Origin of the sequence: Pseudomonas sp. E45-MNA-CIBAN-0222 (assembly GCF_040310405.1) — a bacterium.
In the GTDB taxonomy this organism is placed as follows: Bacteria; Pseudomonadota; Gammaproteobacteria; order Pseudomonadales; family Pseudomonadaceae; genus Stutzerimonas; species Stutzerimonas stutzeri_AC.
Genome location: NZ_JBEOPU010000005.1, coordinates 1 through 26928, shown reverse-complemented (window position 1 = coordinate 26928; position 26928 = coordinate 1). Strand labels below are relative to the sequence as shown.

Annotated in this window: 26 protein-coding genes and 3 pseudogenes; 24 read left to right on the top strand and 5 right to left on the bottom strand. The window is 60.3% G+C overall.

Annotated elements, in window-relative coordinates; translation table 11 throughout:
* Positions 1–23 precede the first annotated feature (23 nt).
* From AAEZ08_RS08885 to queF, 6 genes are all read left to right on the top strand, one after another.
* Positions 24–1244: an aspartate aminotransferase family protein gene (locus AAEZ08_RS08885; RefSeq protein WP_500124110.1), complete on the top strand. Its 1221-nt coding sequence runs from the start codon at positions 24–26 to the stop codon at positions 1242–1244.
* A 57-nt stretch (positions 1245–1301) separates the two neighbouring features.
* Complete coding sequence (locus AAEZ08_RS08880; protein ID WP_003282913.1) at positions 1302–1583, top strand: hypothetical protein; 282 nt, start codon at positions 1302–1304, stop codon at positions 1581–1583.
* 12 nt (positions 1584–1595) lie between these two features.
* Positions 1596–2588: a succinylglutamate desuccinylase gene (locus AAEZ08_RS08875; RefSeq protein WP_500124109.1), complete on the top strand. Its 993-nt coding sequence runs from the start codon at positions 1596–1598 to the stop codon at positions 2586–2588.
* Positions 2589–2680: 92 nt separating this feature from the next.
* On the top strand, positions 2681–3610 hold the full coding sequence (locus tag AAEZ08_RS08870; RefSeq protein ID WP_003282911.1) for an ABC transporter ATP-binding protein: 930 nt from the start codon (positions 2681–2683) through the stop codon (positions 3608–3610).
* Positions 3607–4386, top strand: a complete 780-nt coding sequence (locus AAEZ08_RS08865) for an ABC transporter permease (RefSeq protein ID WP_102820522.1) — start codon at positions 3607–3609, stop codon at positions 4384–4386. Before AAEZ08_RS08870 ends, AAEZ08_RS08865 begins: the two co-directional genes overlap by 4 nt.
* Before the next feature lie 92 nt (positions 4387–4478).
* Positions 4479–5309, top strand: coding sequence for an NADPH-dependent 7-cyano-7-deazaguanine reductase QueF (gene queF, locus AAEZ08_RS08860; protein WP_482693425.1), 831 nt, complete (start codon positions 4479–4481; stop codon positions 5307–5309).
* A 48-nt stretch (positions 5310–5357) separates the two neighbouring features.
* Here the strand turns inward: queF and AAEZ08_RS08855 are convergent, their stop codons facing one another.
* On the bottom strand, positions 5358–5624 hold the full coding sequence (locus AAEZ08_RS08855) for a DUF4404 family protein (protein ID WP_003282908.1): 267 nt from the start codon (positions 5622–5624) through the stop codon (positions 5358–5360).
* Positions 5625–5853: 229 nt separating this feature from the next.
* Here AAEZ08_RS08855 and AAEZ08_RS08850 point away from each other — a divergent pair, with 229 nt between their 5' ends.
* The gene (locus AAEZ08_RS08850) at positions 5854–6555 is read left to right on the top strand and encodes an MlaA family lipoprotein (RefSeq protein WP_500124108.1); all 702 of its coding nucleotides are present in this window, start codon (positions 5854–5856) and stop codon (positions 6553–6555) included.
* 46 nt (positions 6556–6601) lie between these two features.
* On the opposite strand, the gene AAEZ08_RS08845 is transcribed toward AAEZ08_RS08850, so the two are convergent.
* Positions 6602–6901: a PilZ domain-containing protein gene (locus AAEZ08_RS08845; protein ID WP_003282906.1), complete on the bottom strand. Its 300-nt coding sequence runs from the start codon at positions 6899–6901 to the stop codon at positions 6602–6604.
* Positions 6902–7095: 194 nt separating this feature from the next.
* Here AAEZ08_RS08845 and rssB point away from each other — a divergent pair, with 194 nt between their 5' ends.
* Positions 7096–8280 carry a two-component system response regulator RssB gene (gene rssB / locus AAEZ08_RS08840; protein WP_500124107.1) on the top strand — a complete coding sequence of 395 codons (1185 nt, stop codon included), beginning with the start codon at positions 7096–7098 and terminating at the stop codon, positions 8278–8280.
* Positions 8277–8759: an anti-sigma factor antagonist RssC gene (gene rssC / locus AAEZ08_RS08835; protein ID WP_058065639.1), complete on the top strand. Its 483-nt coding sequence runs from the start codon at positions 8277–8279 to the stop codon at positions 8757–8759. The genes rssB and rssC overlap by 4 nt, the downstream gene beginning before the upstream one ends.
* A gap of 14 nt (positions 8760–8773) precedes the next feature.
* Here rssC and tal read toward each other — a convergent pair whose 3' ends face one another.
* Both tal and dusA read right to left on the bottom strand, forming a co-directional pair.
* A complete protein-coding gene (gene tal / locus AAEZ08_RS08830; protein ID WP_003282902.1) occupies positions 8774–9700 on the bottom strand; it encodes a transaldolase in 927 nt (308 codons plus the stop codon).
* A gap of 133 nt (positions 9701–9833) precedes the next feature.
* Positions 9834–10838: a tRNA dihydrouridine(20/20a) synthase DusA gene (gene dusA, locus AAEZ08_RS08825; protein WP_500124106.1), complete on the bottom strand. Its 1005-nt coding sequence runs from the start codon at positions 10836–10838 to the stop codon at positions 9834–9836.
* A 410-nt stretch (positions 10839–11248) separates the two neighbouring features.
* On the opposite strand from dusA, the gene AAEZ08_RS08820 reads away from it, so the two are divergent.
* Positions 11249–11494: a ParD-like family protein gene (locus tag AAEZ08_RS08820; RefSeq protein WP_500124105.1), complete on the top strand. Its 246-nt coding sequence runs from the start codon at positions 11249–11251 to the stop codon at positions 11492–11494.
* Positions 11491–12285: a type I methionyl aminopeptidase gene (gene map, locus AAEZ08_RS08815; RefSeq protein WP_500124104.1), complete on the top strand. Its 795-nt coding sequence runs from the start codon at positions 11491–11493 to the stop codon at positions 12283–12285. The genes AAEZ08_RS08820 and map overlap by 4 nt, the downstream gene beginning before the upstream one ends.
* A 225-nt stretch (positions 12286–12510) precedes the next feature.
* Here map and AAEZ08_RS08810 read toward each other — a convergent pair whose 3' ends face one another.
* The gene (locus AAEZ08_RS08810) at positions 12511–12894 is read right to left on the bottom strand and encodes a winged helix-turn-helix transcriptional regulator (protein ID WP_003282898.1); all 384 of its coding nucleotides are present in this window, start codon (positions 12892–12894) and stop codon (positions 12511–12513) included.
* An 89-nt stretch (positions 12895–12983) separates the two neighbouring features.
* Between AAEZ08_RS08810 and AAEZ08_RS08805 the strand changes: the two genes are divergently transcribed.
* The 13 genes and pseudogenes from AAEZ08_RS08805 (at position 12984) to AAEZ08_RS08745 (ending at position 26718) form a co-directional block, all read left to right on the top strand.
* The gene (locus AAEZ08_RS08805; protein ID WP_500124103.1) at positions 12984–14045 is read left to right on the top strand and encodes an SDR family oxidoreductase; all 1062 of its coding nucleotides are present in this window, start codon (positions 12984–12986) and stop codon (positions 14043–14045) included.
* Between the two features lie 328 nt (positions 14046–14373).
* Positions 14374–14567 (top strand): annotated as a pseudogene (locus AAEZ08_RS08800) (hypothetical protein).
* Between the two features lie 604 nt (positions 14568–15171).
* A pseudogene (locus tag AAEZ08_RS08795) lies at positions 15172–16106 on the top strand (AraC family transcriptional regulator).
* Between the two features lie 237 nt (positions 16107–16343).
* Complete coding sequence (gene benA, locus AAEZ08_RS08790; protein WP_102820528.1) at positions 16344–17705, top strand: benzoate 1,2-dioxygenase large subunit; 1362 nt, start codon at positions 16344–16346, stop codon at positions 17703–17705.
* Positions 17705–18193 carry a benzoate 1,2-dioxygenase small subunit gene (benB, locus tag AAEZ08_RS08785; protein ID WP_073299683.1) on the top strand — a complete coding sequence of 163 codons (489 nt, stop codon included), beginning with the start codon at positions 17705–17707 and terminating at the stop codon, positions 18191–18193. The genes benA and benB overlap by 1 nt, the downstream gene beginning before the upstream one ends.
* A gap of 10 nt (positions 18194–18203) precedes the next feature.
* Complete coding sequence (benC, locus tag AAEZ08_RS08780) at positions 18204–19214, top strand: benzoate 1,2-dioxygenase electron transfer component BenC (RefSeq protein WP_500124102.1); 1011 nt, start codon at positions 18204–18206, stop codon at positions 19212–19214.
* A 71-nt stretch (positions 19215–19285) separates the two neighbouring features.
* Positions 19286–20065, top strand: coding sequence for a 1,6-dihydroxycyclohexa-2,4-diene-1-carboxylate dehydrogenase (locus tag AAEZ08_RS08775; protein ID WP_427702298.1), 780 nt, complete (start codon positions 19286–19288; stop codon positions 20063–20065).
* 105 nt (positions 20066–20170) lie between these two features.
* Complete coding sequence (locus AAEZ08_RS08770) at positions 20171–21514, top strand: MFS transporter (protein WP_500124101.1); 1344 nt, start codon at positions 20171–20173, stop codon at positions 21512–21514.
* Positions 21515–21543: 29 nt separating this feature from the next.
* Positions 21544–22665, top strand: coding sequence for a muconate cycloisomerase family protein (locus AAEZ08_RS08765; RefSeq protein ID WP_500124100.1), 1122 nt, complete (start codon positions 21544–21546; stop codon positions 22663–22665).
* Positions 22666–22680: 15 nt separating this feature from the next.
* Complete coding sequence (catC, locus tag AAEZ08_RS08760; protein WP_058065626.1) at positions 22681–22971, top strand: muconolactone Delta-isomerase; 291 nt, start codon at positions 22681–22683, stop codon at positions 22969–22971.
* Between the two features lie 73 nt (positions 22972–23044).
* Positions 23045–23983 (top strand): catechol 1,2-dioxygenase, encoded by a 939-nt coding sequence (catA, locus tag AAEZ08_RS08755; protein WP_500124099.1) that lies wholly within the window; start codon positions 23045–23047, stop codon positions 23981–23983.
* A gap of 159 nt (positions 23984–24142) precedes the next feature.
* Positions 24143–25348 (top strand): benzoate/H(+) symporter BenE family transporter, encoded by a 1206-nt coding sequence (locus AAEZ08_RS08750; RefSeq protein ID WP_500124098.1) that lies wholly within the window; start codon positions 24143–24145, stop codon positions 25346–25348.
* 109 nt (positions 25349–25457) lie between these two features.
* Positions 25458–26718 (top strand): annotated as a pseudogene (locus tag AAEZ08_RS08745) (OprD family porin).
* Positions 26719–26928 lie beyond the last annotated feature (210 nt).

The following is a 26928-nucleotide window of genomic DNA, read 5'->3' as shown; positions in this document are numbered from 1 at the left end:
TGTCGCCTCGCAGGAGAGCCCCGATGTCCGCCCCGCACACCCCGGTAGAACGTGCCGATTTCGACCAGGTCATTGTTCCCACCTTCGCCCCAGCAGCCTTCGTACCGGTACGTGGCTTGGGCTCGCGAGTATGGGATCAGAGCGGGCGAGAACTGGTGGATTTCGCTGGCGGCATCGCGGTCAATGCACTAGGCCATGCGCATCCGGCGATGGTCGCGGCGCTGACCGAGCAGGCTGGCAAGCTCTGGCACATCTCCAACATCTACACCAACGAGCCGGCGCTGCGCCTAGCGAAGAAGCTGACGGCAGCGACCTTCGCCGACCGCGCGTTCTTCTGCAATTCTGGCGCGGAAGCCAACGAGGCAGCATTCAAGCTGGCCCGTCGTTACGCCCATGGTGTGTACGGTCCGCAGAAGTTCGAGATCATTTCCGCGCTGAACAGCTTCCACGGCCGGACCCTGTTCACCGTCACGGTGGGCGGGCAGTCGAAGTACTCCGACGGCTTCGGGCCAAAGATCGAAGGGATTACCCATGTACCCTTCAACGATCTCGACGCTTTGAAGGCTGCGATTTCCGACAAGACCTGCGCGGTGGTGTTGGAGCCGATTCAGGGCGAGAGCGGCATCCTGCCGGGCGACCAGGCCTATCTGGAAGGCGCGCGCCAGCTGTGCAACGAGCACAACGCACTGTTGATCTTCGACGAGGTGCAAACAGGCCTCGGTCGTACCGGCGAGCTGTTCGCCTACATGCACTACGGTGTCACGCCGGACATCCTGACCAACGCCAAGAGCCTGGGCGGCGGCTTCCCCATCGGCGCGATGCTGACCACCAATGAAATCGCTGCACACCTGAGCGTCGGCACCCACGGCACCACTTATGGCGGCAATCCGCTGGCCTGCGCGGTTGCCGAGACGGTGCTGGATATCGTCAATACGCCGCAAGTGCTCGAAGGCGTCAAGGCGCGGCACGAGCGTTTCAAGGCCCGGTTGATGCAGATCGGCGAGCGCTATGGTGTATTCAGCCTGGTGCGTGGCCGTGGCCTGCTGATCGGCTGTGTGCTGAGCGATGCCTGGAAAGGCAAGGCCGGTGCCTTCTGTGCTGCAGCGGAGAAGGAAGCACTCATGGTGCTGCAGGCCGGCCCCGACGTGGTGCGCCTGGCACCGAGCCTGGTTATCGACGAAGCTGATATCGACGAAGGGCTGGATCGCCTCGAGCGCGCTGTTGCGACGCTGACCCAGGCCTGATCATTCCCCATGCGCGGCGCTGCGGGTGTCGCGCGTTTCACTAGCGAGAGCAATTCAATGAGCGATAGCCTGCAACTGGTTCTGGAAGATGTCGACGGAACCCAACTGGAAACTTCCTGCACCCGTTTCGCCGTGATCTGGCAGGGCCGTGAGGTGTGGATTCAGCAGGTTGGCAACGGTCAGCTGATGATTGGCGTGGACGTCGAGGATGGCGACACCGAGTACGCCAATCTGGTGCTGCGCCCGCTGGCGACCAACCTGGTCAGCCTGCAACTGGAAATGGAACCGGTCGAGGCCGATGACGACGAGCACGTCCACGGCCCCGACTGCAATCACTGACGGCAGCCCGGCATGCTCGCTATCGGCAAGCTGCTGGAACTGACCCTCGCCGGGCGCGAGCCCTGCGAGAAAGTCCAGCTCACCCCGCGCGGGGTGAAGCTGCACTGGCTGGCCGAGGGCGCGCTGCTGGTATCGCCGCCGAGCGGCCAGGATCAGGGCGTCGACCTGGTTCTGTCGGCCGGAATACACGGCAATGAACTCATCCCCATACATGTCCTGGATCGCCTGATCCGTGCGCTCGCACGGGGCGATGTGCAGCCCCGTGCGCGACTGTTGCTGCTGTTCGCCAATCCGTTAGCGATGCGTCGAATGGTTCGGTACATCGAACATGACCTTAACCGTCTCTTTCTCGGTGCCCATGCTGATGTGTGGGGCGGCGAAGCCATTCGTGCGTCAGAGCTCGAGGCGTTGGTCGGAGGCTTCTTCAGCGTGTCCGGACGCCAACGCCGGCACTACGATCTGCACTCGGCGATGCGTCCGTCGCGTCTCGCCCAGTTTGCGATCTGCCCTTGGCGCGAGGGTGGGGGCGCACAACCCGATGCGTTGGCGCGACTGCATGGTCTGGCAATCGACGGCGTCCTGTTGCAGCGCCAGACCAGCTCTACCTTCAGCGCCATGACCGCCACACTTCATGGCGCCGAGGCGTTTACCTTGGAGCTTGCGGAAGGCAAGGGCGAGGACCTGCAGCCGGAAGTGCTGCAGTTCGAGCAGGGGCTGATCGCAATGATCGAGGGGCGCGAGTTGTCTGCGGGTGCAGAGGCGCAACCGCAGCTGCTGTGTATTTCTCGAGAGCTCATCAAGCGCAGCTCGCGGTTTCGGCTGTATATACCCGCTGACATCGAAAACTTTGCGCCATTGCCGATTGGCAGCCTGCTTGCCGAGGACGACGGCATGCGCTGGGTGGTCGATGAGCCCGAAGCGCGCATTCTTTTCCCCATGGCCGATGTTGCCGAAGGACAGCGTGCTGCATTGATCGTCGTGCCATTGGAGCAGTCCGACAGGTAGCACTGAGGCGCTCGCTCCGGAAATGGGCGGTTGCAATCGGTCACTTGCGCCCTTATCTAGCTTCACTCCCTTCGCGTTGTGTGCACCTTCTTATGAGTACTGCTCTGTCCATCCGGCAGTTGACCAAGACCTACGGCAACGGCTTCCAAGCCCTCAAGGGCATCGACCTGGACGTGGCCGAAGGCGACTTCTTCGCTTTGCTTGGCCCCAATGGTGCCGGCAAGTCCACGACCATCGGCATTCTTTCCACTCTCGTGAACAAGAGTGGCGGCACGGTCAACGTGTTTGGCCATGACCTGGACCGAGACCCGTCTCGGCTCAAGCGCTGTCTGGGCGTGGTGCCCCAGGAATTCAACTTCAACCAGTTCGAGAAAGCCTTCGACATCCTGGTTACCCAGGCCGGCTACTACGGCATCCCGGCGAAGATCGCCAAGGAGCGGGCCGAGCGCTATCTCAACCAGCTGGGGTTGTGGGACAAGCGTGATGTTTCCTCGCGGATGCTCTCCGGCGGTATGAAGCGCCGTCTGATGATCGCTCGAGCGCTGATTCACCAGCCGCGGCTGTTGATCCTCGACGAGCCAACGGCGGGCGTGGATATCGAGCTGCGCCGTTCGATGTGGTCGTTCCTCACCGAGCTCAACCGTGAAGGCATCACCATCATCCTCACCACCCACTATCTGGAAGAGGCCGAACAGCTGTGCCGCAACATCGGCATCATCGACCACGGTCAGATCGTCAAGAATACCAGCATGCGCGAGCTGCTCACCCAGCTGCACGTGGAAACCTTCCTGCTCGATCTCAAGGAGTCGCGCTCGGTAGCGCCAGAGCTGGGCAGCTACCCGGCGAGACTGGTCGACCATCACACCCTTGAGGTGCAGGTGGAGAAGAGTCAGGGCGTGACGGAGCTGTTTCGCCTGCTAAGCGCCCAAGGCATAGAAGTGCTGAGCCTGCGCAATAAGACCAATCGGCTGGAGGAGCTGTTCGTGTCGCTGGTGGAGAACAACCTGAAGGTGAAGTCATGAGCAGCGAATTGCGTCCCAACCTGGTCGCGCTGCAGACCATCGTCCAGCGCGAGATCCGTCGTTACACCCGTATCTGGCCCCAGACGCTGTTGCCCCCGGCGATCACCATGGTGCTGTACTTCGTCATTTTCGGCAGCTTGATCGGTGCTCGGATTGGGGACATGGGCGGCTTCAGCTACATGGACTACATCGTCCCAGGCCTGATCATGATGTCGGTGATCACCAACTCCTACAGCAACGTGGTGTCGAGCTTCTTCAGCACCAAGTTCCAGCGCTCCATCGAGGAGCTGTTGGTCTCGCCGGTTTCGCCCCATGTGATTGTCATCGGTTTCGCCCTTGGTGGCATCACTCGCGGGCTTGCCGTCGCGGTGATCGTCACGCTTTTGTCGATGTTCTTCACCGATCTGCAGGTGCACCACCTCGGCGTGACGGTGCTGGTCATCACTCTGACGGCGAGCATCTTCGCCTTGGGTGGCTTCGTCAATGCGGTGTTCGCGCGCAATTTCGACGACATCTCGATCATTCCGACCTTCGTGCTGACGCCGCTGACGTACCTGGGCGGGGTGTTCTATTCGATCAACCTGCTGTCACCGTTCTGGCAGACCCTGTCGCTCGCCAACCCGGTGTTACACATGGTCAATGCCTTCCGCTACGGCATTCTGGGGGTGTCCGACATCCGTATAGGTGTGGCAATCAGCTTTATGCTGGTGGCGGTGGTCGCGCTCTATTTAGTGTCGGTAGGCCTGCTCAAAAGTGGTCGGGGAATGCGCCAGTAAACCTCGCTTCGGTCTGCCGCTGCGCCGATGTCGCTGAAAAGAACGCCGCGAAGCGCTAAACTTCGCGGCGTTTTTCGTTCAGGTCTCTTCCAATGCAGCATCCCGCCGAACACTCCCCGCTGGGTAAGTCCAGCGCCTACGTCGCCACCTACAGCCCACATCTGCTGTTCCCGATCCCGCGTGCACCCAAGTGGGCCGAACTCGGTCTCACTGCCGAGACGCTGCCCTATCAGGGCGTGGATCTGTGGAATTGCTACGAGCTGTCCTGGCTGCTGCCTTCCGGCAAGCCCGTGGTGGCGATCGGTGAATTCGAGATTCCCGCGGACTCGCCGAATATCATCGAATCTAAGTCGTTCAAGCTCTATCTCAATTCGCTGAACCAGTCGGTATTCGAGTCGCGCGAAGCGCTGGTCAAGGTGATGGTCGATGACCTGTCCGCGGCGGCGGGGCAGCCGGTAGGCGTGCGCCTGCGCACGCTGGATGAGGTCGCAGCAGAGGGTGTCGCGCCGCTGCCAGGCCGCTGCATCGATGATCTCGATGTAGCCATCGAGCACTACGACCATCCCCAGTCGAGGCTGTTGGTCTGCGATGCTGGGCGTATGGTCGAGGAGACCCTGCATAGCCACCTGCTCAAATCCAATTGCCCGGTCACCGGCCAGCCGGACTGGGGCAGCGTGGTGGTCGAGTACCGCGGTGCGGCGCTGCAGGCGGAGAGTTTGCTCACATACCTGGTGAGCTTTCGTCAGCACGCTGACTTTCACGAACAATGTGTGGAACGCATTTTCCTGGATCTACAGCACTTGCTGCAGCCGGAGAAGCTGACGGTCTATGCGCGTTACGTGCGCCGTGGCGGGTTGGACATCAATCCGTACCGCAGCACCGAGGCCATGGTCGTCGACAACCGTCGCCTGGTACGCCAGTAGAAGGGGAGGCCGCATCGACGGGCGCCGCGGCCTGATCGGTAATGTGGCTCAGATGCCCATATTGGCAAGGGTCTGCATGATGTTGCGCAGTGTCATCGCCATACCCGGGTGGCTGACCTCGAAACGCTCGACGGCCAGATTCACGCCGTCCACCAGCGAGTCGTTGTAGTCGGTGGTGCCTTGTGTCGCCAGGCGAGCTTCGATGTCCTGGGCGATCGCGTGCAGTGAAGCCCGCTCCTCGTCGGTCAGCGGCGTGTCCTGGGCCAGTTGATTACGCAGTTCTTCGAGCTGCGACTGCAGATCATGTTCCGGCATGTTGCTTCCCTCTCATGGGTTTACGGACGATGTTATATGAACGTTGATAGCTGAAGGTTAAACCAGCGGCCTGACCTTGTCTGTGCCTTTGCAGTGCGAAGATGTGGGGCATGGCCGGGTAGTTGATCGGCCGCATATCCGGGTAGCTGCCGAAAGCTAAATGATCAATCTATACTGCGGCGTCTGCGTCGGTGCGCCGCATGCATCAATACCCTAAGGAGAAAGAGCAATGCCCAAGATCGCTACGGCCTGGATCGCCGTGCTCAAGGCCGGTTTCGTCGCTGCTGTCGCCATGGTAGGCGCAGTGCCTGCGCTGGCGGCCGAAGAAGATCCGTGGGAAGGCGTGAACCGTGCGGTGTTTCGTTTCAACGACACAGTTGATACCTACACGCTCAAGCCGTTGGCCAAGGGTTACCAGAAGGTGACGCCGGAGTTTCTCGAAGACGGCATCGGTAACGTGTTCAGCAACCTCGGTGACGTGATCGTGCTGGCCAATGACCTGTTACAGGGCAAGGTTCGCGACGCAGGCATCGACACCAGCCGTCTCCTCTTCAACACCACCTTTGGTGTGCTTGGCTTCTTTGATGTTGCGACCCCGATGGGCCTGCACAAGAACGACGAAGATTTCGGGCAGACCTTAGGCGTTTGGGGATTGGGTAGCGGCCCTTACGTTGTGCTACCGCTGCTGGGGCCGAGCAGCGTACGTGATGCTTTTGGTCGGGTGCCGGATTCCTTCCTTCAGCCATACCCCCACATGGATCACGTGCCGACGCGCAACGTGACGCGGGGCGTCGATCTGGTGGATACGCGCGCCGGGTTGCTTGCTGCCGAGAAGATGATTCGCGGTGACCGCTATATCTTTGTGCGTAATGCCTATCTGCAGAATCGCGAGTTCCGCACTAGAGATGGAGAAGTCGAAGACGACTTCTGAATCCTGGCCGCAGTGATGCGGCCATGTGCCCGAAAGGAGGGTAGGGTCAGGCCATCGAGAGAATGGCCAGGCCCAGGCTCTGCCGGCCATCGTCAAGTTGACTGATGCGCACCACTTCAGTCTGTGCGTCGAGTCCTTTCAGCTCGCTGTGCTCTGAAGGGATCAGCACGCGCACCTTGTCGCCTATGCTTAGCGTGGCGCTGGCCAACACCTGCATGCCGGTGCTGGAGAGGTCGATGCAGGTCCCACTGAGCTTTGTATCGCCATGTTCCAGCGCTACGGTGGTTTCGATCTGCATGCGGATGAAATCGCGCTTTTCGCTGTAATCACGGTCTTTCTGGCTCATGGTCCAAACCTTTTATATATGGGCTGCGGCTTTGTTATAGCTCCCCTCAATTCGACCTGTAAAGGTGCCAGCCGGTTGGCTTGAAACCCCGATCGTATGGGAGTACCGTCTGCGCCTTGAAACGAACCCATGCCCAGCGTCATGCGGGGCCAATGTTTTCGCCAATCATCCTGGCGACATCGCCTGGTAGGAACATGCATAAACCAAGCGCGACGCTGCTGATCATAGATGACGACGATGTGGTTCGGGCCAGTCTGGCCGCCTATCTGGATGACAGTGGCTTTCGTGTCCTGCAGGCTGCCAATGGCCCGCAGGGCATGGAAATCTTCGAGTCCGAGCAGCCTGATCTGGTTATTTGCGATCTGCGCATGCCGCAGATGGACGGCCTTGAGCTGATTCGCCTGATCAGTGAGCGCCAGCTCGATCTGCCAGTGATCGTAGTGTCAGGTGCTGGTGTGATGAGCGATGCGGTGGAGGCTTTACGTCTGGGGGCTGCCGACTACCTGATCAAGCCTCTCGAAGATCTGGCGATGCTCGAGCACGCGGTTCACCGCGCGCTGGATCGTTCACGCCTGCGTTTGGAGAATCGCCGTTATCGCGAGCAGCTGGAGACGGCCAACCGTGATCTGCAGGCCAGTCTGCATCTGCTACAGGAAGATCAGGACGCCGGCCGCCAGGTGCAGATGAACATGCTGCCGGTGACGCCCTGGAGCGTCGATGACTTCGACTTCGCGCACCAGATCATCCCGTCGCTATATCTATCCGGTGACTTCGTCGACTACTTCCGCGTGGATGATCGTCGTATCGGTTTCTATCTAGCCGATGTGTCCGGTCATGGCGCCTCTTCGGCGTTTGTCACCGTTCTGCTCAAATTCATGACCACCCGCCTGCTGTACGAATCTCGTCGAGGTGGCACGCTGCGTGAATTCAAACCGTCGGAAGTGCTCGATCACATCAATCGCGGGTTGATCAATTGCAAATTGGGCAAGCACGTCACCATGTTGGGCGGCGTGATCGATCAGGAGCACGACGTGCTGCATTACAGCATTGGCGGCCACTTACCGATGCCGGTTCTCTACACGGGTGACGGTGCTCTCTATCTGGAAGGGCGAGGGTTGCCGGTTGGGTTGTTCGTTGAGGCCACCTATCAGAATTTCGAGCTGAAGCTACCTGAGACCTTCAGCCTTACGTTGCTCTCCGATGGCATTCTGGACCTTTTGCCGGGCGAGACACTCAAAGAAAAAGAGTCCGCGTTGCCCGGTCTAGTCACTGATGCCGGTGGCACGCTGGATGGATTGCGTCGAGTCCTCGGGTTGGCTGACCTGGCTGACATGCCCGACGATATCGCCTTGCTGGTGTTGAGCAGGAACCTTGCATGAGTACTGGTAGAATCCAGTTCGCCGAGATGGATGGCACCTTTGTTCTTAAGTTCATCGGTGAAATACGCCTGACCCTCTGTTCGGCGCTGGATGCGACGATCGAAAAGATCTTCTCGTCGCTCAATTTTTCCTCGATCGTCATCGACCTGACCGAGAGTCGTAGCATCGACAGCACCACACTGGGCCTGCTGGCGAAGCTGTCGATCCTGTCGCGGCAGAAGATTGGCATGCTGCCCACGCTAGTCACGACCCACCCCGATATCACCCGGCTGCTGCAGTCGATGGGCTTCGATCAAGTGTTCAATATTGTCGACACCCCATTGCCTTGCCCGGAGTGTCTAGCGGATCTTCCCTCGCAGGATCAGTCCGAAGAGGTGGTGAAGGCCAAGGTGTTGGAGGCTCACCGGATACTGATGAGCCTTAACGACTCCAATCGCGAGGCCTTCCATGACCTCGTCACCGCTTTGGAGCGCTCCTGATCGGACCGGTTTCTTCAGGCCAGCTTTGCCAGTAGCGCTTCGAGCTTTTCCTGATCCCGCGCGAACTGGCGGATGCCTTCGGCGAGCTTTTCGGTTGCCATCGCGTCTTCGTTCAGGCCCCAGCGGAAGCTCTTCTCATCCAGGCTGATACGCGCTTCGGACTCGCGACCGGGCTGCAGCTTGCGCTCCAATGTGCCGCTTGCTTCGGCCAGGTCACCGAGCAGTTCCGGGCTGATGGTGAGTCGATCACAACCGGCCAGCGCCTCGATCTGTCCGACATTGCGGAAGCTCGCGCCCATTACCACCGTCTTGTATCCATGAGTCTTGTAGTAGTCGTAGATACGGCTGACCGACTGCACGCCCGGATCTTCCGCGCCCTGGTAGTCACGACCTTCGTGTTTTTTGTACCAGTCATAGATACGGCCGACGAAGGGCGAGATCAGGAACACGCCTGCCTCGGCGCACGCCACGGCCTGGGTGAAGGAGAACAGCAGCGTGAGGTTGGTCTGGATGCCGGCCTTTTCGAGCTGCTCGGCTGCACGAATACCTTCCCAGGTAGCAGCGATCTTGATCAGCACGCGCTCACGGCTGACCCCCGCCTGCTCGTAAAGACCGATCAGGCGTTCGCCGCGCTGGATCATGGCTTGGCTATCGAAGGACAGGCGGGCGTCGACCTCGGTGGAGATGCGCCCGGGAATAAGCTCCAGAATCTGCTTGCCCACCGCTACAGCGAAGAGGTCGCATGCCAGGCCGATATCACCCTGGCAGTGCTTCATGGCGTTCGCCAGATCGTCGGCATAACGCGGCATGGCGGCTGCCTTGAGCAACAGCGACGGGTTGGTGGTGGCGTCTACCGGCTTCAGACGGGCGATGGCGTCGATATCACCGGTGTCAGCGACGACGGTCGTGAACTGCTTGAGTTGTTCCAGCTTGGAAGTCATTTACGAGGGGCTCCATCCTGTTAAGTGGCATGACCTTACCCGAGCCAGTCAGCCCGCTCAACGAGCGGATGGACCCGGATTCGCCTGGTCTTTGATACAAATGCCAAGGCTGCGTTCCTTGTTCGCGGAGCGCTCAGCGCCCTTCGAGCAGCGCCGCGGCCTGATCGAGCAATGCAAGAGGCTCGCTCGTCTTGTGGATGTCCACCGACAGCAGCTGACGGAAACGTCGCGCCCCATGAAAGCCCTGGCCCAGGCCGAGTACGTGGCGGGTGATGTGATGCATCGCGCCGCCTTCAGCCAGGTGCCGCTCGATGTAAGGCCGCATATTGCGTAGGGCTTGCGCCCGGCTGATTGCCGGCGCATCGCTATCGAATAGCTCCTGGTCGACGCGCGCTAGCAGGTAGGGGTTGTGGTACGCCTCGCGACCTAGCATGACGCCATCGAACGTTTGTAGGTGCTCGCGGCACTCGTCCAGCGTCTTGATACCGCCATTCAGAATGATCTCGAGGTCAGGGAAGTCTAGTTTCAGCTGCGCGGCGATGTCGTAACGCAGCGGCGGCACCTCGCGATTCTGCTTGGGCGACAGCCCCTCCAGAATTGCGATGCGTGCATGCACCGTGAAGCTGCGGCAGCCTGCATCACGGACCTGGCCGACGAAATCGCTTAACTCGGCATAGCTGTCCCGCCCGTTGATGCCGATACGATGCTTGACGGTGACCTCCACATCCACGGCATCGCGCATGGCTTTGACGCAATCGGCCACCAGTGCCGGATGCCCCATGAGGCAGGCGCCGATCATGTTGTTCTGTACCCGATCGCTGGGGCATCCGACGTTGAGGTTCACCTCGTCATAGCCCGCGGCTTCAGCAAGCTTCGCGCAATTGGCAAGCTCTGCCGGCACGCTGCCGCCCAGCTGCAGGGCTAGCGGGTGCTCACTTTCGTGGTGCTGCAGAAAGCGTCGCGCATCGCCATGCAACAGGGCGCCGGTGGTGACCATTTCGGTATAGAGGAGGGCATGTCGCGACAGCTGGCGCAGGAAGTACCTACAGTGTCTATCAGTCCAGTCCATCATCGGCGCCACGGAGAAGCGGCGGGACAGCGTAGGGCGCGTAGTTTTGGAATCAGGGACTTCTAGCATGGGACTTCCGGCGGTTCGTGTTACTGAGATCTTCAGGAGGCATTTGTGAGGCCGAACGTTGGGCTCTAGCACCGAGCGCCGGACATTTGGATTAGCTAGCCGCCTGGCCAGCCTGGGCTAATTCCATCCTGCAATGGCACGCTGAACTGCATCTCCGGGTACGAATCAGCAAAATGGCCGCGAGTTTACACCGAGAGGCAACCTCTCGTGCAGCAAGGTCGTCGACCCTTGGCCGTCAGGTTGCATGTCCGCCTCCGGCGGTGGCGCACGATACGGTCGCAGACTGCCTCGGCATATGCGGCCCCTCGCGTGGGTGCGAAATCGATGCCCAAGGAACGTTGGTCCAATCGCTCTGGTAGTCATTGATGATGGTCTATATGATTCATATACGTTTCGTATAGGAAAGTCGCATGGGTATCGTCAAAATCTCTGACGCAATGCACGACAATTTGCGTATTGCGGGTACTGCGTTGAGTCGTTCTATCAATGCTCAGGCGGAGCACTGGTTGCGTATCGGTATGCTCGCCGAGCTGTATCCGGAGTTGAATCACCACGACATCTGCAGACTGCTGATCCGAGCAGAGCAGTCAGGCGGTATTGATCTCCAGCAGCTCTGCGCTCAAGCAGGCCTGCAGGCAGCGAGAGGTCGTGCATGAAAGTGAATGTGGTGATTAACAGTCCTGAGCAAGTCGCGATGTCCCGCGCCGCTGGCGCGCTTGCCGCAGAGGTACTGGCGATGGTCGCTCCGCATGTCAAAGCATGCGTCTCGACTGATCAGCTCGATAAGCTCTGTCATGATTTCATCGTCGATGAGTTGAACGCTATACCCGCCAATATCGGTTATCACGGATACCAGAAAACGCTGTGTACTTCCGTCAATCAGGTGGTCTGCCACGGGATTCCATCAGCGAAGGCGCTCGAGGAGGGCGATATCCTGAATATTGATGTGGCTGTCATCAAAGACGGTTGGTACGGCGATACCAGTCGGATGTACTTCGTGGGTGAGCCCAGCCCCAAAGCACGGCATCTGGTCGAGACAGCCTATGAGGCCATGTGGGCGGGCATCCGGGTCGTGCGCCCCGGCGCTACTCTGGGGGACGTCGGTCATGCGATCCAGAAGCTCGCCGAGGGCGAAGGGTTTAGCGTCGTGCGCGATTACTGCGGCCATGGCATTGGCAAGGTTTACCACGACAAGCCGGACGTCCTTCACTACGGACGGCCAGGGCAGGGTCTTGTGTTGCGTCCCGGCATGATTTTCACGATTGAGCCCATGCTTAACGCTGGCAAGTTCGGAGTGAAAACGCTGAGTGATGGCTGGACTGTGGTGACCAAGGACCAGTCCTTGTCGGCCCAGTGGGAGCACATGGTCGTGGTCACTGATGACGGATTCGAAGTGCTAACAGTCTGGCCCGAACTTCGTGATGCGACGCGCAGCGTAGATTGTTAGAAGGCGCTTTTGCCTGATCCTCATGCGTGCAAGATGCTTTTGGGTCAAGGGATTCCAAGACCAGCCAGCCTCAGGTTGAGCGGGCTGTCTGGCCCGTACCTTCGAGATCGCGCACGCTGATGACCGAGATGACAGTACAGACCGGCACGGATCGGCCGTCGCGCTAACGGCTTACGATTCGGCAGCGAGCAGAAGCTCTGCTGAGCTAACTGACGCATACGGGCTTTAATTACGGCGTCTTGACGTGGCTCGCGGCCGCAGCTGGTCCAAAGCAGGAGAGTTCTGCCTTGCCCATTCGTAGACCATTTCAATCGGTTGGACCATCAACCTGCCAAGCGGCGAGAGCATATAGCTCACCTCTGGCGGCACCGAATCAAGCTGGCGGCGTTCGATCAGTCCGCTTCTCTCCAGCTCCCTAAGGGTCTGGATCAACATCTTCTTGGATATCCCCGGCAGGCTTCGATGGAGAACCCCGCTACGGGCTGTCCCATCATGTCGAGCGTGGAGGGTGTGCAGGATCATGCTGGTCCATTTGGTCGAGAAAATCTCGAGCACTCGTCTCGGAGCGCAGTCCTCACGCCATTGTTCTTCATCGGAGCCTGGTTGCATGGGGGGTGGTTACCATTTGGTGCCGACTTGGATCGACGTTTTTAAGTGAGTAGTGTGCGGACCCTGTTTCATTTTGTGGAGGTCTGAACGTGACAAATCAAGCACTGGTGGTCGGGGCAAGTGGAATAGTCGGAACGGCTGTCTCGCGGCTGTTGGCCAAAGACGGCTGGACGGTAGCCGGACTCGCTCGGCGGCCGAACGCCGAAGCTGGCGTGACTCCGATCCGTGCAGACCTGCTCGACCCTCCCGCACTCAGCTCCACCCTGAGCAGCGTCGCTCCCTCTCACGTCTTTCTGACTACCTGGGCCCGCCAAGCCAGCGAAGCGGAGAATATCCGCGTCAATGCACAGATGGTGCGTAACGTGCTCGAAGCCATCCGGTCTTCCGGTTCGGTTCGTCACGTCGCGCTAGTGACCGGCCTCAAGCACTATCTCGGCCCATTCGAAGCCTATGGTAAGGGCACGCTGCCGCAAACACCGTTCCGTGAAGATCAAGGTCGCTTGGACGTCGAGAACTTCTATTACGCTCAGGAAGACGAGCTTTTCTCTGCGGCGGCCCGGGACGGCTTTACCTGGAGCGTTCACCGGCCTCATACCATCACCGGAATTGCCGTGGGCAATGCCATGAATATGGCGACCACTCTAGCGGTCTACGCATCAATCTGCCGCTTTACCGGGCGCCCGTTTCGCTTTCCGGGATCTGAAGTCCAGTGGAACAGCCTGACCGACATGACAGACGCTGGCCAGCTCGCAAAGCACCTGCGCTGGGCCTCGACCACGCCGGTGGCGGCGAACCAAGCCTTCAATATCGTCAACGGCGATACATTCCGTTGGAAGTGGATGTGGGCGCGCATCGCCGAATGGTTTGAGCTTGAAGCAGCACCGTTTGATGGTCCGGCTCCTCTGGTGCAACAGATGGCGGGCGACGCGCTGATTTGGCGCGACATGGCCAAGCAGTTCAACCTTGCTGAGCCCGAAATTGAAAAGCTTATCTCCCCGTGGCACTCCGATGCCGATCTTGGCCGGCCGATCGAGGTAGCCACGGACATGTCGAAAAGCCGGAAGCTCGGATTTCTTGATTACCAAGCCAGCGATGACGCGTTTTTCGATGTGTTCGCCACGTTACGAGCGAGCAGGCTCATTCCCGGCTGAACATTAAGGAAACCCCCGGCCAGCAAGTTGGAAAGGGGTAGCGCCATTCAAAAGCAGTCGAGCCGCGCGCGTTTTGTCGTCGACTCCAGTTCGGCGGGGGACGTTGCGCGAGCATGCAGCGGCGGAAACTGCCTGAAGCAAGGCAAGTAGTGAAGGGACGAGCTTGACGGCCCAAGGTCAACCTCCCAAGGCGCAAGCGCTGTTTTTCGCCGAATGAAGGAACTCCCACACCTAAAGCGTTCCAACTCTGAGTTGTCGAGCGTCTTGCCTGACGAGCTTCGTCGGCATGCATAAACGACTTTTCACACTTACTTTAGGGAAGAAAAAAATGCTTCAGCATGAAAGGAATTACAGCGAAAAACGCGACTTCATTCGTATGTCCATCGAAACACCCATAACCCTTTCCCAGGGAGCGCAAACCGTGCAGGGCGTTTGCTCGATGCCTTGACCGAGGTAGTGCGCGTAGGCAGCCATGAAGATGGTCGCCAGAAGCTGGGGCTGACCATTCACTCGATGAGCTGAGGGTACCGGATGCCCAGCTATCTCATGCTTCTGCCGAGTATCCCTTCGAGGGTTAATTACCTCTCTTTGCCGGCGTATAGTCTTCGTTGGATTAATCTGATGGCAATTTAATGAACTATTGCCATCATTGCAGTTCATACAGGTGCCGCTTATGCAGGCCTCTCTAGGCTGCTTAGGCGAGCAACCGCAGTTTGGCCAGCTCGTCTGAGCTGTAGTGGCGAAGGATTCGCACAGCACCGGGACGGTGATTAGGATTTGCCGCTGGGAGCGGTCCAGGAAAAAGGAACAACGAGTAGACCCGCTTCGGCGGGTTTTTTGTTTGCCGGACTGCGGGCCGGCCGCAACCGCACTCAAATACAATCCTGGCCGCATCACCTCGCAGCTCTTTTTGCTGATAACGAGAGCTCGACGCAACCATCGTGCGCAAAAAACCGTTCGGTCACCGAGCGACGGGGTGTTGTTCGTTGGTCGAATCTCCTATGCTCGAACGAAGCGATATTCTTGACGCAGATCAAGCTTGAGCATGCATCTGCATGGCAGGAATCGCCGCCGGCAGCCTTGACGATTGACCGGCCAACTATAAGAACAATGCGAGCGTCTGGTGATGGAACGACTGCTGAACGAGAAAAGCAGGATCTTCGAGCATGCTGATCCGCATGCCGTTTCGGACTACGTCAATCAGCACGTGGGGGCGCACTGCATCCAGCTGCCGCGCACCGGCAGTCCGCAAGCCAGCCTCAGTCATTGCAAGTTCGGCAAGCTTGACCTGTGCCAGATCAGTTATGGCGGCAGCGTTCATGTCACTTCGCCGGCGCTCGAGACCATCTACCACCTGCAGCTGCTGCAGCGCGGCCATTGCCTGTGGCGTATTTCACCCCCGGCGAGCTGCTGCTGATCAATCCGGACGATCCGGTCGACCTGACCTATTCGGATGACTGCGAGAAGCTCATCGTCAAGCTGCCGGCTTCCTTTCTGGAGAAGGCCTGTAGCGAAAACCAGTGGCAGGCTCCGGCGGAGGGGATTCGCTTCGGCAGCAATCGTCATGCGCTCAGCGAACTCGATGGGTTTGGCAGCCTGCTTGGCTTGATCTGCCAGGAGGCGGGATCCGAGCAGAGTGTTCCGCAGATTCAGGAGCAGTACAGCCGGATCATCGCCAGCAAGCTCCTCTGTAGCCTGGCCAGCAACATCCGCCGCGATCCGTTTGGCGACAGTTGCCCGTCCTTCGGGCGGATTGCCGACTATATAGATGAGCATCTGAAGCGGGATATTTACGTCGGGCAACTGGCCGAGCTGGCCAACATGAGCCTGCGCTCGCTGTACCTGCTGTTCGAACGCAAGGTCGGCACCACGCCGAAGTCCTATATCCGCCAGCGCAAGCTGGAGCAGATCCATGGCCGGCTGAGCGATCCTTCGGCCAGGGTGCGCAACATCACCGAGATCGCCATGGACTACGGCTTCATGCACTTGGGGCGTTTCTCTGAAAGCTACAAGAGCACCTTCGGCGAGCTACCTTCGGATACGCTGCGCCGCCATCACTGAGTCCCCTTGAGTCGCTGCCGGTCCGACGGAAGCGGCTCTTTTTTCATCCCCTGCCACTGCGCATTCGCTGCTCGTCACCCCGTGTGATGCGCGGGCGGGTTCCTGCGTGCCTGCATCAATCTGTCCGTTTGCACTTTGCAGAAAGCGGATAAAGGTCCTGCAGGAAACGGATATTGATGCCGTTGCCCGCGCCGTAGCCTTCATCACGTAGACACAATAACAATGGAGGCCCCGGCAATGTCCCTGGGATTCGACTACCTTGATTCGCTGCTAGAAGAAGATAAAGAGAAGGGCGTCTTTCGCTGCAAGCGCGAGATGTTTACCGACCCTCGGTTGTTCGATCTGGAGATGAAACACATCTTCGAGGGCAACTGGCTCTACCTCGCCCATGAGAGCCAGATCCCCGAGAAGAACGACTACTACACCACCCAGATGGGGCGTCAGCCGATCTTCATCGCCCGCAACAAGGATGGCGAGCTCAATGCTTTCATCAACGCCTGCAGCCATCGCGGCGCCATGCTCTGTCGCTTCAAGAGCGGCAACAAGGCGACCTATACCTGTCCATTCCATGGCTGGACGTTCAATAACTCGGGCAAGCTGCTTAAGGTCAAGGACCCGAAGGAAGCTGGCTACCCGGATAGCTTCAACTGCGACGGCTCCCACGACCTGAAGAAGGTCGCGCGCTTCGAGTCCTACCGCGGCTTCCTGTTCGGCAGCCTGCGTGAGGACGTGGCGCCGCTGGAAGACTTCCTCGGCGAATCGAAGAAGATCATCGATATGGTCGTCGACCAGTCGCCGGACGGCATCGAAGTGCTACGCGGCTCGTCCACCTATGTCTATGAAGGCAACTGGAAGCTGCAGGCCGAAAACGGCGCCGACGGCTACCACGTCACCGCCGTGCACTGGAACTACGCCGCCACCCAGCAGCAGCGAAAGCTGAAAGAGGCCGGTGACGACATCCGCGCCATGAGCGCCGGCGGCTGGGGCAAAAAGGGCGGTGGCTTCTACTCGTTCGAGAACGGCCACCTGCTGCTCTGGACCCGCTGGGACAACCCGGAGGACCGCCCGCTGTATGCCCGTCGCGAGGAGATGGTCGCTGAGTTCGGCCAGGCCCGGACCGACTGGATGATCGAGAACTCGCGCAACCTCTGCCTCTACCCGAACCTGTACCTGATGGACCAGTTCGGCTCGCAGCTGCGCATCGCCAAGCCGATCTCCGTCGACAAGACCGAAGTCACCATTTATTGCATCGCACCCAAGGGCGAGAGCGCCGAAGCCCGCGCCCGCCGCATCCGCCAGTACGAAGACTTCTTCAGCGTCAGTGGTATGGCCACGCCGGATGACCTCGAAGAGTTCCGCGCCTGTCAGCAGGGCTTTGCCGGCCGCGCCATGGAATGGAACGACATGTCCCGCGGAGCCAAGCACTGGATCGATGGCGCCGACGAGGGCGCGCAGGAGATCGACCTGCACCCTCTGATGAGTGGTGCGCGCACCGAGGATGAAGGCCTGTTCGTGCTGCAGCACCACTACTGGCAGCAGCAGATGATCAAGGCGGTGCAGCAAGAGCAGGACCAGCTGATCCACGTGGAGGGCGCGTGATGACTCTCTCCTACGAAACCGCGCGCGACTTCCTCTACCGCGAAGCGCGCTATCTGGATGACAAGGACTGGGACGCCTGGCTCGAACTCTATGCGCCGGACGCCACCTTCTGGATGCCAGCCTGGGATGACCGCGACCAGCTGACCCAGGACCCGATGAGCGAAATTTCGCTGATCTGGTACGGCAACCGCAGCGGCCTCGAAGACCGGGTGTTCCGCATCCGCACCGAGCGTTCCAGCGCGACCATTCCGGATACCCGCACTAGCCACAACATCAGCAACCTCGAGTTGCTCGAGCAGGCCGATGGCGTCTGCAAGCTGCGCTTCAACTGGCACACGATGAGCTTTCGCTACAAGACGGTCGACCACTTCTACGGCACCAGCTTCTACACCCTTGATACGCGCGGCGAGAACCCGCTGATCAAGGCCAAGAAAGTCGTGCTGAAGAACGACTACATCCGCCAGATGATCGACGTGTACCACCTCTGAGGGCGCCGCCATGACTCACAAGATCGCATTGAACTTCGAAGACGGCGTCACCCGTTTCATCGACGCCAACTTAGGTGAAACCGTCGCCGATGCCGCCTACCGCCAAGGCATCAACGTCCCGCTGGATTGCCGGGACGGTGCCTGCGGAGCCTGCAAGTGCTTCGCCGAAAGCGGTCGCTACGACCTCGGCGAGGAATACATCGAGGACGCGCTGAGCGAAGCCGAAGCCGAGCAGGGTTACGTGCTGACCTGCCAGATGCGCGCCGAAAGCGACTGCGTGATTCGCGTGCCGGCCGCCTCGGACGTTTGCAAGACCCAGCAGGCCAACTACCAGGCTGCGATCAGCAATGTGCGCCAGCTGTCCGAGAGCACCTTCGCGCTGTCGATCAAGGGCGAGGCGTTGAACCAGCTGGCGTTCCTGCCCGGGCAGTACGTCAATCTGCAGGTGCCTGGCAGCGATCAGACCCGCGCCTACTCCTTCAGCTCGCTGCAAAAGGATGGCGAAGTCAGCTTCCTGATCCGCAACGTGCCGGGCGGGCTGATGAGCAGCTTCCTGACCAACCTTGCCAAGGCTGGCGACAGTGTCAATCTGGCCGGTCCGCTGGGCGCTTTTTACCTGCGCGAGATCAAGCGGCCGCTGCTGTTGCTGGCCGGCGGCACCGGCCTCGCGCCCTTCACCGCGATGCTGGAGAAGATCGCCGAGCAGGGCAGCGAGCACCCGCTGCACCTCATCTACGGCGTCACCCACGACCACGACTTGGTGGAAATGGAGAAGCTCGAGGCCTTCGCCGCGCGCATCCCCAACTTCACCTACAGCGCCTGCGTCGCCAGCCCGGACAGCGCCTATCCACAGAAGGGTTACGTGACCCAGCACATCGAGCCCAGGCACCTCAACGATGGTGAAGTGGACATCTACCTCTGCGGCCCGCCTCCGATGGTCGAGGCGGTCAGTGGCTTCATTCGGGAGCAAGGGCTGGAACCTGCGAATTTCTACTACGAGAAGTTTGCCGCCAGCGCCTGACAGCCGGCCGTTGAGTGGGCAACTGGGCAGCATTGCCCACCGAATTCCTCGTCATTCCAGAGGTTGGGTAGATGAACACACGTTTTCAGAACAAGGTTGCCGTCATCACCGGCGCGGCCCAGGGCATCGGCCGGCGTGTGGCCGAGCGCATGGGCGAAGAGGGTGGACGGCTGATTCTGGTCGACCGCTCCGAGCTGGTCCACGAACTGGCCGATGAGCTGGGGGCTACGGGCGTCGAGGTGCTGACGCTCACCGCCGATCTCGAGCAATTTGCCGACTGCCATCGCGTCATGAACGCGGCGAAGGCGCGCTTCGGCCGCCTCGATATCTTGATCAACAACGTCGGCGGCACCATCTGGGTCAAGCCCTTCGAGCATTACCTGGAACATGAGATCGAGGCCGAAGTGCGTCGCTCGCTGTTCCCGACGCTGTGGTGTTGTCACGCCGCGCTGCCGCACATGCTGGAGCAGGGCGCGGGCGCCATCGTCAACGTTTCTTCGATTGCCACGCGTAGCCTGAATCGCGTGCCCTATGGCGCGGCCAAGGGCGGGGTGAATGCGCTGACTGCGTGCCTGGCCTTCGAGAACGCCCAGCGCGGCATTCGCGTCAACGCCACCGCGCCGGGCGGCACCGAGGCGCCGCCACGACGCATCCCGCGCAACGCCGCCGAGCAGAGCGAGCAGGAAAAGCTCTGGTACCAGCAGATCGTCGATCAGACCGTCGATTCATCGCTGATGAAGCGCTACGGGACGGTCGACGAGCAGGCCGGCGCAATCCTGTTTCTCGCCTCGGACGACGCGTCCTATATCACCGGCGTGACCCTGCCGGTGGGCGGTGGCGATCTCGGCTGAATGAAGCAGACCGGCCCGGCCGGACAACGCCAAGGCACGTCGGCTGCGCGGCGACTCACCGCCGCGGCCGACCCGCGACTAACAAAAACAATAGAGAGTCTTGCCATGCGAAAAGTAGATGTTCACGAAATCATCGATAACGCGCGCTTCAGCCGCTTTCACTGGCTCGTCGTGTGCCTCTGCGCACTGCTGCTGATCTTCGACGGCTATGACCTGTTCATCTATGGCGTGGTGCTGCCGGTGATCATGAAGGAATGGGGACTGACCCCGCTCGAAGCCGGTGCGCTGGGTAGTTACGCGCTGTTCGGGATGATGTTCGGCGCGCTGGTCTTCGGCACCCTGGCCGACCGCATCGGCCGCAAGAAGGGCATCGCCATCTGTTTCGTGCTCTTCAGCAGCGCTACCGTGCTCAACGGCTTCGCCAGCACACCCACCGAGTTCGGCATCTTCCGCTTTCTCGCCGGCCTCGGCTGCGGCGGGTTGATGCCCAACGTGGTCGCGCTGATGAACGAATACGCGCCGAAGAAGCTGCGTAGCACGCTGGTCGCCGTCATGTTCAGCGGCTACTCGCTGGGCGGCATGCTGTCGGCCGGCCTCGGGATCTACATGCTGCCGCGCTTCGGCTGGGAAGCAATGTTCTTCGCCGCCGCGGTGCCGCTGCTGTTGTTGCCGGTGATCCTCTGGTATCTGCCGGAGTCGGTTGGCTTCCTGGTCCGCCAGGGCCGGGACGAGCAGGCCCGAGCGCTGCTGAACAAAGTCGACCCGAGCCGCCAACTGACCGCAGCCGATGAACTGGTGATGACCGACGTGAAGGGCAAGAGCGCTTCGGTGCTTGAGTTGTTCCGTGACGGTCGTGGCGTGCGCACCTTCTCCCTGTGGCTGGCGTTCTTCTGCTGCCTGCTGATGGTTTACGCGCTGGGTTCATGGCTGCCGAAATTGATGGCCAGCGCCGGTTACAGCCTGGGCTCCAGCCTGTCGTTCCTGCTGGCGCTGAATTTCGGGGGGATGGCTGGCGCGATTCTCGGCGGCTGGCTGGGCGATCGCTACAACCTGTCCAAGGTAGTGGTGGTGTTCTTCGCCGTGTCGGTGGCCTCGATCAGCCTGTTGGGCTTCAAGACCCCGATGCCGGTGCTGTACACGCTGATCTTCATCGCCGGCGCCACGGTGATCGGCACGCAGATCCTGCTGTACGCGACCGCCGCGCAGTTCTATGGCCTCTCGATCCGCTCCACTGGGCTTGGCTGGGCCTCGGGCATCGGCCGCAACGGCGCCATCGTCGGCCCGCTGCTGGGTGGTGCGCTGCTGGGCATCAACCTGCCGCTGCAACTCAACTTCATGGCCTTCGCCGTGCCGGGCGTCGTCGCCGCACTGGCCATGACCGCCTTCGCCATCTCCAGCAAGCGCAGCCCGGAAGCCGCACCAGTCGTGCTGTCGGCGGCCAAGGCGTGAACCCTGACATTGGTAAATCGGAAATCGATATGAGCCCCATCCTGATCGAAAGCATCCAGGCAATCGTCGTCGACCTGCCGACCATCCGCCCGCACAAGCTGGCGATGCACACCATGCAACAACAGACGCTGGTGATCATCCGTGTGCAGTGCAGCGACGGCATCGAAGGTATTGGTGAGTCCACCACCATCGGTGGTCTGGCCTACGGCAACGAGAGCCCAGAAAGCATCAAGCAGAACATCGACAGCCACCTCGGCCCGCTGCTGGTGGGGCAGGATGCGGCGAATATCAACGCCGCCATGCTGCGGCTGGACAAGGCGGCGAAGGGCAACACCTTCGCCAAGTCCGGACTGGAAACCGCTTTGCTCGACGCCCAGGGCAAACGCCTCGGGCTGCCGGTCAGCGAGCTGCTTGGCGGCCGCGTGCGCGACAGCCTGGAAGTCGCTTGGACCCTGGCCAGCGGCAACACCGCCAAGGACATCGAGGAGGCCGAGCGCATGCTCGATATCCGCCGCCATCGCATCTTCAAGCTGAAGATCGGCGCTGGCGAAGTGAATGCCGACCTCAAGCACGTCATCGCCATCAAGCAGGCCCTTGGCGAGCGCGCCAGTGTGCGCGTCGATGTCAATCAGGCATGGGACGAGTCGGTGGCGCTGCGTGCCTGCCGCATCCTCGGCGACAACGGTATCGACCTGATCGAACAGCCGATCTCGCGGATCAACCGCGGCGGGCAGATTCGCCTGAATCAGCGCAGCCCGGCACCGATCATGGCCGACGAATCCATCGAGAGCGTCGAAGATGCCTTCAGCCTGGCCGCCGACGGCGCCGCAAGCATCTTCGCCCTGAAGATCGCCAAGAACGGTGGTCCACGTGCCGTATTGCGCACCGCGCAGATCGCCGAGGCGGCGGGTATCGCGCTTTACGGCGGCACCATGCTCGAAGGTGCCGTCGGCACCCTGGCCTCGGCGCATGCCTTCGTCACCCTTAACAAGCTCACCTGGGGCACCGAGCTGTTCGGCCCGCTGCTGCTCACCGAAGAAATCGTCGCCGAGCCGCCGGTCTACCGCGACTTCCATCTGGAAGTGCCGCGCACGCCGGGCCTTGGCCTGACCCTCGACGAAGAGCGCCTGGCGTTCTTCAGTCGCACGTAACTGGAGGCTGAACTGATGCTGTTCCACGTAAAGATGATCGTAAAACTGCCCGTCGATATGGACCCCGGCAAGGCGTTCAAGCTGAAGGCTGACGAGAAGGAACTGGCCCAGGGCCTGATGCGTGAAGGCAAGTGGCGGCACCTCTGGCGCATCGCCGGCCAGTACGCCAACTACAGCGTGTTCGATGTGGCCAGCGTTCAGGAACTGCACGACACCCTGATGCAGCTGCCGCTGTTCCCCTATATGGAGATCGAGGTCAATCCGCTGTGCCGGCACCCATCCTCGATTCGTGAAGACGACACCTGATCGACTATTCAAGGGCTGGCGTGCGTCGGCCAATCAACCCGCGTCACCACAACTACAAGACGAGGCCTGAGCCATGACTGTGAAAATCTCCCATTCCCCGGAAATCCAGAAGTTCTTCAATGAAGCCAGCGGCTTCAACAATGACGAGGGCAGCCGCCGCATGAAGACGGTGGTCAACCGCATCCTGATCGATACCGCGAAGATCATCGAGGATCTGGAAATTACCCAGGATGAGTTCTGGAAAGCGGTGGACTACCTGAATCGTCTGGGCGGCCGCCACGAGGCGGGTCTGCTGGTTGCTGGTCTCGGTCTGGAGCATTTTCTCGATCTGCTGGAGGATGCCAAGGACCAACAGCAGGGCCTGACTGGCGGTACGCCGCGCACCATCGAAGGCCCGCTCTATGTGGCCGGCGCGCCGATCGCTCAGGGCGTGACACGCATGGACGACGGCAGCGAGGATGATGTTGCCACGACGATGTTCCTGCAGGGTCGCGTCACCGGCCCGGACGGCAAGCCAATTGCCGGTGCGGTAGTCGACCTGTGGCACGCCAACACCAAGGGCAACTATTCCTACTTCGACAAGAGCCAGTCCGACTACAACCTGCGTCGCCGCATCGTCACCGACGAGAACGGCTGTTACCGCGCGCGCAGCATCGTGCCCTCCGGCTATGGCTGCTCGCCCGACGGCCCGACCCAGGAGGTGCTCGACACCCTCGGTCGCCACGGCCAGCGTCCGGCGCACATCCATTTTTTCATCTCCGCGCCGGGCTATCGCCATCTGACTACCCAGATCAACCTGGCCGGCGACAAGTACTTGTGGGACGACTTCGCTTACGCAACTCGCGACGGGCTGGTCGGTGACATTCACTTCATTGATGACGCCGAAGCCGCACGCAGCCGCGGTGTGCAAGGCCGCTTCGCCGAGGTCGACTTCGACTTCCAGCTGCAGAAAGCGCCCGCGCCGAAGGCCGAACAGCGCAGCTCGCGTCCGCGGGCTTTGCAGGAGGCGTAAGGCAGGCATGTCGGCGCCAGCCACGGATGGCTCTGCCGCGCCAACAATTAATGCGGTGCGGCGTGTCCCGCTGCGTTGTTGAGCCACTGAAACGATACACCTACAACAAGAGCCGTCCGGACACTGTCACGGATAGCCAGGTCTGACTTGCGAGGCTTCATGAAGACGCTACTCAGAGACTGTTCGCTTTCTGCCGTGGTCGCGGGATTCATCGCGACGGTAATCTCCTACGCCGGCCCCCTGGTGATCATCTTTCAGGCAGCCAAGGCGGGTGGGTTGCCCCAAGATGCACTGTCGTCATGGGTCTGGACGATTTCCATCGGTAGCGGCGTGCTCGGTATTCTGCTCAGCCTGCGCTACAAGGTGCCGATCATCATTGCCTGGTCTGCGCCGGGCTCGGCGTTGCTCGTCACCATGCTGCCAGACATCACGCTGAATGAGGCTGTCGGCGCCTATATCGTCACCAGCGTGGTGGTGCTGTTGGTGGGCCTTTCAGGTGCCTTCGACCGCATCATCAACCGCCTGCCGGCCGCGATTGCCGCAGGCATGCTCGCGGGGATCCTGTTCCGCTTTGGTACTGGCCTGTTCATCTCTATAAAGGAGCAGCCCTGGCTGGTGCTGGCGATGTTCGCCACCTATCTGGTGTTCAAGCGTGCTTTGCCTCGCTACGCGGTGCTCGCGGTACTGGTTGTCGGCGTAACGATCACCATCGCCTCTGGCGAATTGCAGAGCGAGGCCCTGGTGATCGGCTTGGCAACGCCGATGTGGATCGCACCGGAGTTCAGTTGGCAGGTGATCCTGAATGTGGCCTTCCCGCTGGTGATGGTGGCGTTGACCGGGCAATTCGTTCCGGGAATGGCTGTTCTGCGCAACGACGGCTACAGCACGCCGGCCAGCCCGTTGATCAGCAGCAGCGCATTGGGTTCGTTGCTGCTGGCGCCCTTCGGTTGCCACGGACTGAACCTTGCTGCAATCACAGCGGCGATCTGCACGGGCCGGGAAGCTCACGAGAATCCGGCGAAGCGTTACGTTGCGGGCGTATCGGGCGGTTTCTTCTATCTGCTGCTGGGAGTATTCGGTGCGACGCTGGTCTCCATCTTCACCGCGTTTCCCCCCGCGCTGATCGCAGCGCTGGCCGGTCTGGCACTACTGGCGGCTATTGGCGGGGCGCTGAGTGCAGCGATGGCAATGCCCGCAGACCGTGAGGCTGCATTGATCACCTTTCTGGTAACAGCATCCGGAATGTCGTTCCTCGGCCTGTCCGCGGCGTTTTGGGGGCTGATATTCGGCATTGCTGCTCATCTGTGCTTAAAGCTTCGCCCCGTAGCGGCAAATCACGCGCAAGAGCGACAGCCGGCCCGCTGACTTCGATCTTCCGGCGCGACAACCGAGTAATCCAACACGTAGTCCTCCCCGGCACCACGCCGGAGAAGCAGCTGCGTGCACCCAAAAACAACAACAAGAGACGAATACCATGCAGAAACGATCAATCTCGAGACTGGCTCTGACCATTGCTGCCGCTTCCGCCGTGCTGTACGTGCATGCCGAGGCCGGTGGATTCATGGAGGATGCGACTGCCACGCTGCAGGCACGCAACTATTACTTTAGCCGCGACTTCTCGGATATCGAGGGGCCAAATCAGCAGTCGAAGGCGGAGGAGTGGGGGCAGGGATTCATTCTCAACTTCAAGTCCGGCTATACGCAGGGCACAGTTGGGGTAGGCGTCGATGCAATCGGGATGCTGGGAGTAAAGCTCGACAGCAGTCCTGATCGGGCGGGGACGGGGCTCTTGCCGGTGGCCGATGATGGCCGGGGAGCGGATGATTACGCCCGCCTGGGTGCTGCGCTGAAAGTGCGAGTCTCGAGCACTGAATTGCGGATCGGCGAGCTACAGCCAAATCTCCCGGTGTTGACCTTCAGCGACATTCGCCTGCTACCGCCTACTTATCAGGGCGTCAGTTTCGTTTCCAACGAGATCGCCGGCCTTACCTTGCAGGGGTGGACACCTGCGCTCGACCAGCCTTCGCAATGAAGCGGGTGATGACCGGATGCGTGCGATGCTGGGCCGCACGCCGCAAGCGGGGTTCAGCGATGCCTTCAACTATGCTGGCGGCGATTATGCGTTGAATGCCAAACGGACTTCGCTGAGTGCCTGGTACGCTCAGCTTGAAGACATATATGACCAGCGCTTCCTCGGTCTGAAGCACAGCGAGCCACTGGGCAGCTGGACGCTTGGCGCCAACCTGGGCTTCTATGACTCGCAGGAAGATGGCAGCAAGCTTGCGGGAGAGATTGATAATCGGGCGTTCTATTCGCTGTTATCTGCAAGGCAAGGCGGCCACACATTCTATGTCGGCTACCAGGCAATGTTCGGGGACAGCGCTTTTCCTCGGGTTTTCGCCAACGTAACGCCGCTCGGCAACGAGGTGCCAACCTACGAGTTCGCCGAAAAGGATGAGCGTTCCTGGCAGGCGCGGTACGACTACGATTTCGCCGCGGTCGGCGTTCCGGGCCTGGTTGCAACGGTACGCTACATCACGAGCGATAACGTCGATACGGATCGGGGCTTCGAGGGTCGTGCTCATGAGCGCGACCTGGACGTCGGATATACGGTTCAGAGCGGTCCGTTGAAGAACGTTGGCATCCGTATCCGCAATGTGGCCGCACGTTCTAACTACCGCAGTGATATTGATGAGAACCGACTAATCCTCAGCTATGCATTAACGCTGTTCTGAATGTGAGATTGCCTCCCGCGACGAATATAGGAGGGGAGCCAAACAAATCTGGCCCAAGTACAAATAAACGGTTGACGGTAGTTTTCAGGCCCCTATAATGCGCACCACTTCCGGCGCAGTCCTCAAGCAAAACCTCTTGTAAATCAAAAGGTTAGCTAAATAAAAGGGTTGCACGGATGGCGAATTCGAGTAGAATGCGCCGGGCTGACA

Coding starts and splice junctions, on each gene's coding strand:
- AAEZ08_RS08885 (WP_500124110.1), top strand. CDS start 24: ATGTCCGCCCCGCACACCCCGGTAGAACGTGCCGATTTCGACCAGGTC.
- AAEZ08_RS08880 (WP_003282913.1), top strand. CDS start 1,302: ATGAGCGATAGCCTGCAACTGGTTCTGGAAGATGTCGACGGAACCCAA.
- AAEZ08_RS08875 (WP_500124109.1), top strand. CDS start 1,596: ATGCTCGCTATCGGCAAGCTGCTGGAACTGACCCTCGCCGGGCGCGAG.
- AAEZ08_RS08870 (WP_003282911.1), top strand. CDS start 2,681: ATGAGTACTGCTCTGTCCATCCGGCAGTTGACCAAGACCTACGGCAAC.
- AAEZ08_RS08865 (WP_102820522.1), top strand. CDS start 3,607: ATGAGCAGCGAATTGCGTCCCAACCTGGTCGCGCTGCAGACCATCGTC.
- queF (WP_482693425.1), top strand. CDS start 4,479: ATGCAGCATCCCGCCGAACACTCCCCGCTGGGTAAGTCCAGCGCCTAC.
- AAEZ08_RS08855 (WP_003282908.1), bottom strand. CDS start 5,624: ATGCCGGAACATGATCTGCAGTCGCAGCTCGAAGAACTGCGTAATCAA.
- AAEZ08_RS08850 (WP_500124108.1), top strand. CDS start 5,854: ATGCCCAAGATCGCTACGGCCTGGATCGCCGTGCTCAAGGCCGGTTTC.
- AAEZ08_RS08845 (WP_003282906.1), bottom strand. CDS start 6,901: ATGAGCCAGAAAGACCGTGATTACAGCGAAAAGCGCGATTTCATCCGC.
- rssB (WP_500124107.1), top strand. CDS start 7,096: ATGCATAAACCAAGCGCGACGCTGCTGATCATAGATGACGACGATGTG.
- rssC (WP_058065639.1), top strand. CDS start 8,277: ATGAGTACTGGTAGAATCCAGTTCGCCGAGATGGATGGCACCTTTGTT.
- tal (WP_003282902.1), bottom strand. CDS start 9,700: ATGACTTCCAAGCTGGAACAACTCAAGCAGTTCACGACCGTCGTCGCT.
- dusA (WP_500124106.1), bottom strand. CDS start 10,838: ATGCTAGAAGTCCCTGATTCCAAAACTACGCGCCCTACGCTGTCCCGC.
- AAEZ08_RS08820 (WP_500124105.1), top strand. CDS start 11,249: ATGGGTATCGTCAAAATCTCTGACGCAATGCACGACAATTTGCGTATT.
- map (WP_500124104.1), top strand. CDS start 11,491: ATGAAAGTGAATGTGGTGATTAACAGTCCTGAGCAAGTCGCGATGTCC.
- AAEZ08_RS08810 (WP_003282898.1), bottom strand. CDS start 12,894: ATGCAACCAGGCTCCGATGAAGAACAATGGCGTGAGGACTGCGCTCCG.
- benA (WP_102820528.1), top strand. CDS start 16,344: ATGTCCCTGGGATTCGACTACCTTGATTCGCTGCTAGAAGAAGATAAA.
- benB (WP_073299683.1), top strand. CDS start 17,705: ATGACTCTCTCCTACGAAACCGCGCGCGACTTCCTCTACCGCGAAGCG.
- benC (WP_500124102.1), top strand. CDS start 18,204: ATGACTCACAAGATCGCATTGAACTTCGAAGACGGCGTCACCCGTTTC.
- AAEZ08_RS08775 (WP_427702298.1), top strand. CDS start 19,286: ATGAACACACGTTTTCAGAACAAGGTTGCCGTCATCACCGGCGCGGCC.
- AAEZ08_RS08770 (WP_500124101.1), top strand. CDS start 20,171: ATGCGAAAAGTAGATGTTCACGAAATCATCGATAACGCGCGCTTCAGC.
- AAEZ08_RS08765 (WP_500124100.1), top strand. CDS start 21,544: ATGAGCCCCATCCTGATCGAAAGCATCCAGGCAATCGTCGTCGACCTG.
- catC (WP_058065626.1), top strand. CDS start 22,681: ATGCTGTTCCACGTAAAGATGATCGTAAAACTGCCCGTCGATATGGAC.
- catA (WP_500124099.1), top strand. CDS start 23,045: ATGACTGTGAAAATCTCCCATTCCCCGGAAATCCAGAAGTTCTTCAAT.
- AAEZ08_RS08750 (WP_500124098.1), top strand. CDS start 24,143: ATGAAGACGCTACTCAGAGACTGTTCGCTTTCTGCCGTGGTCGCGGGA.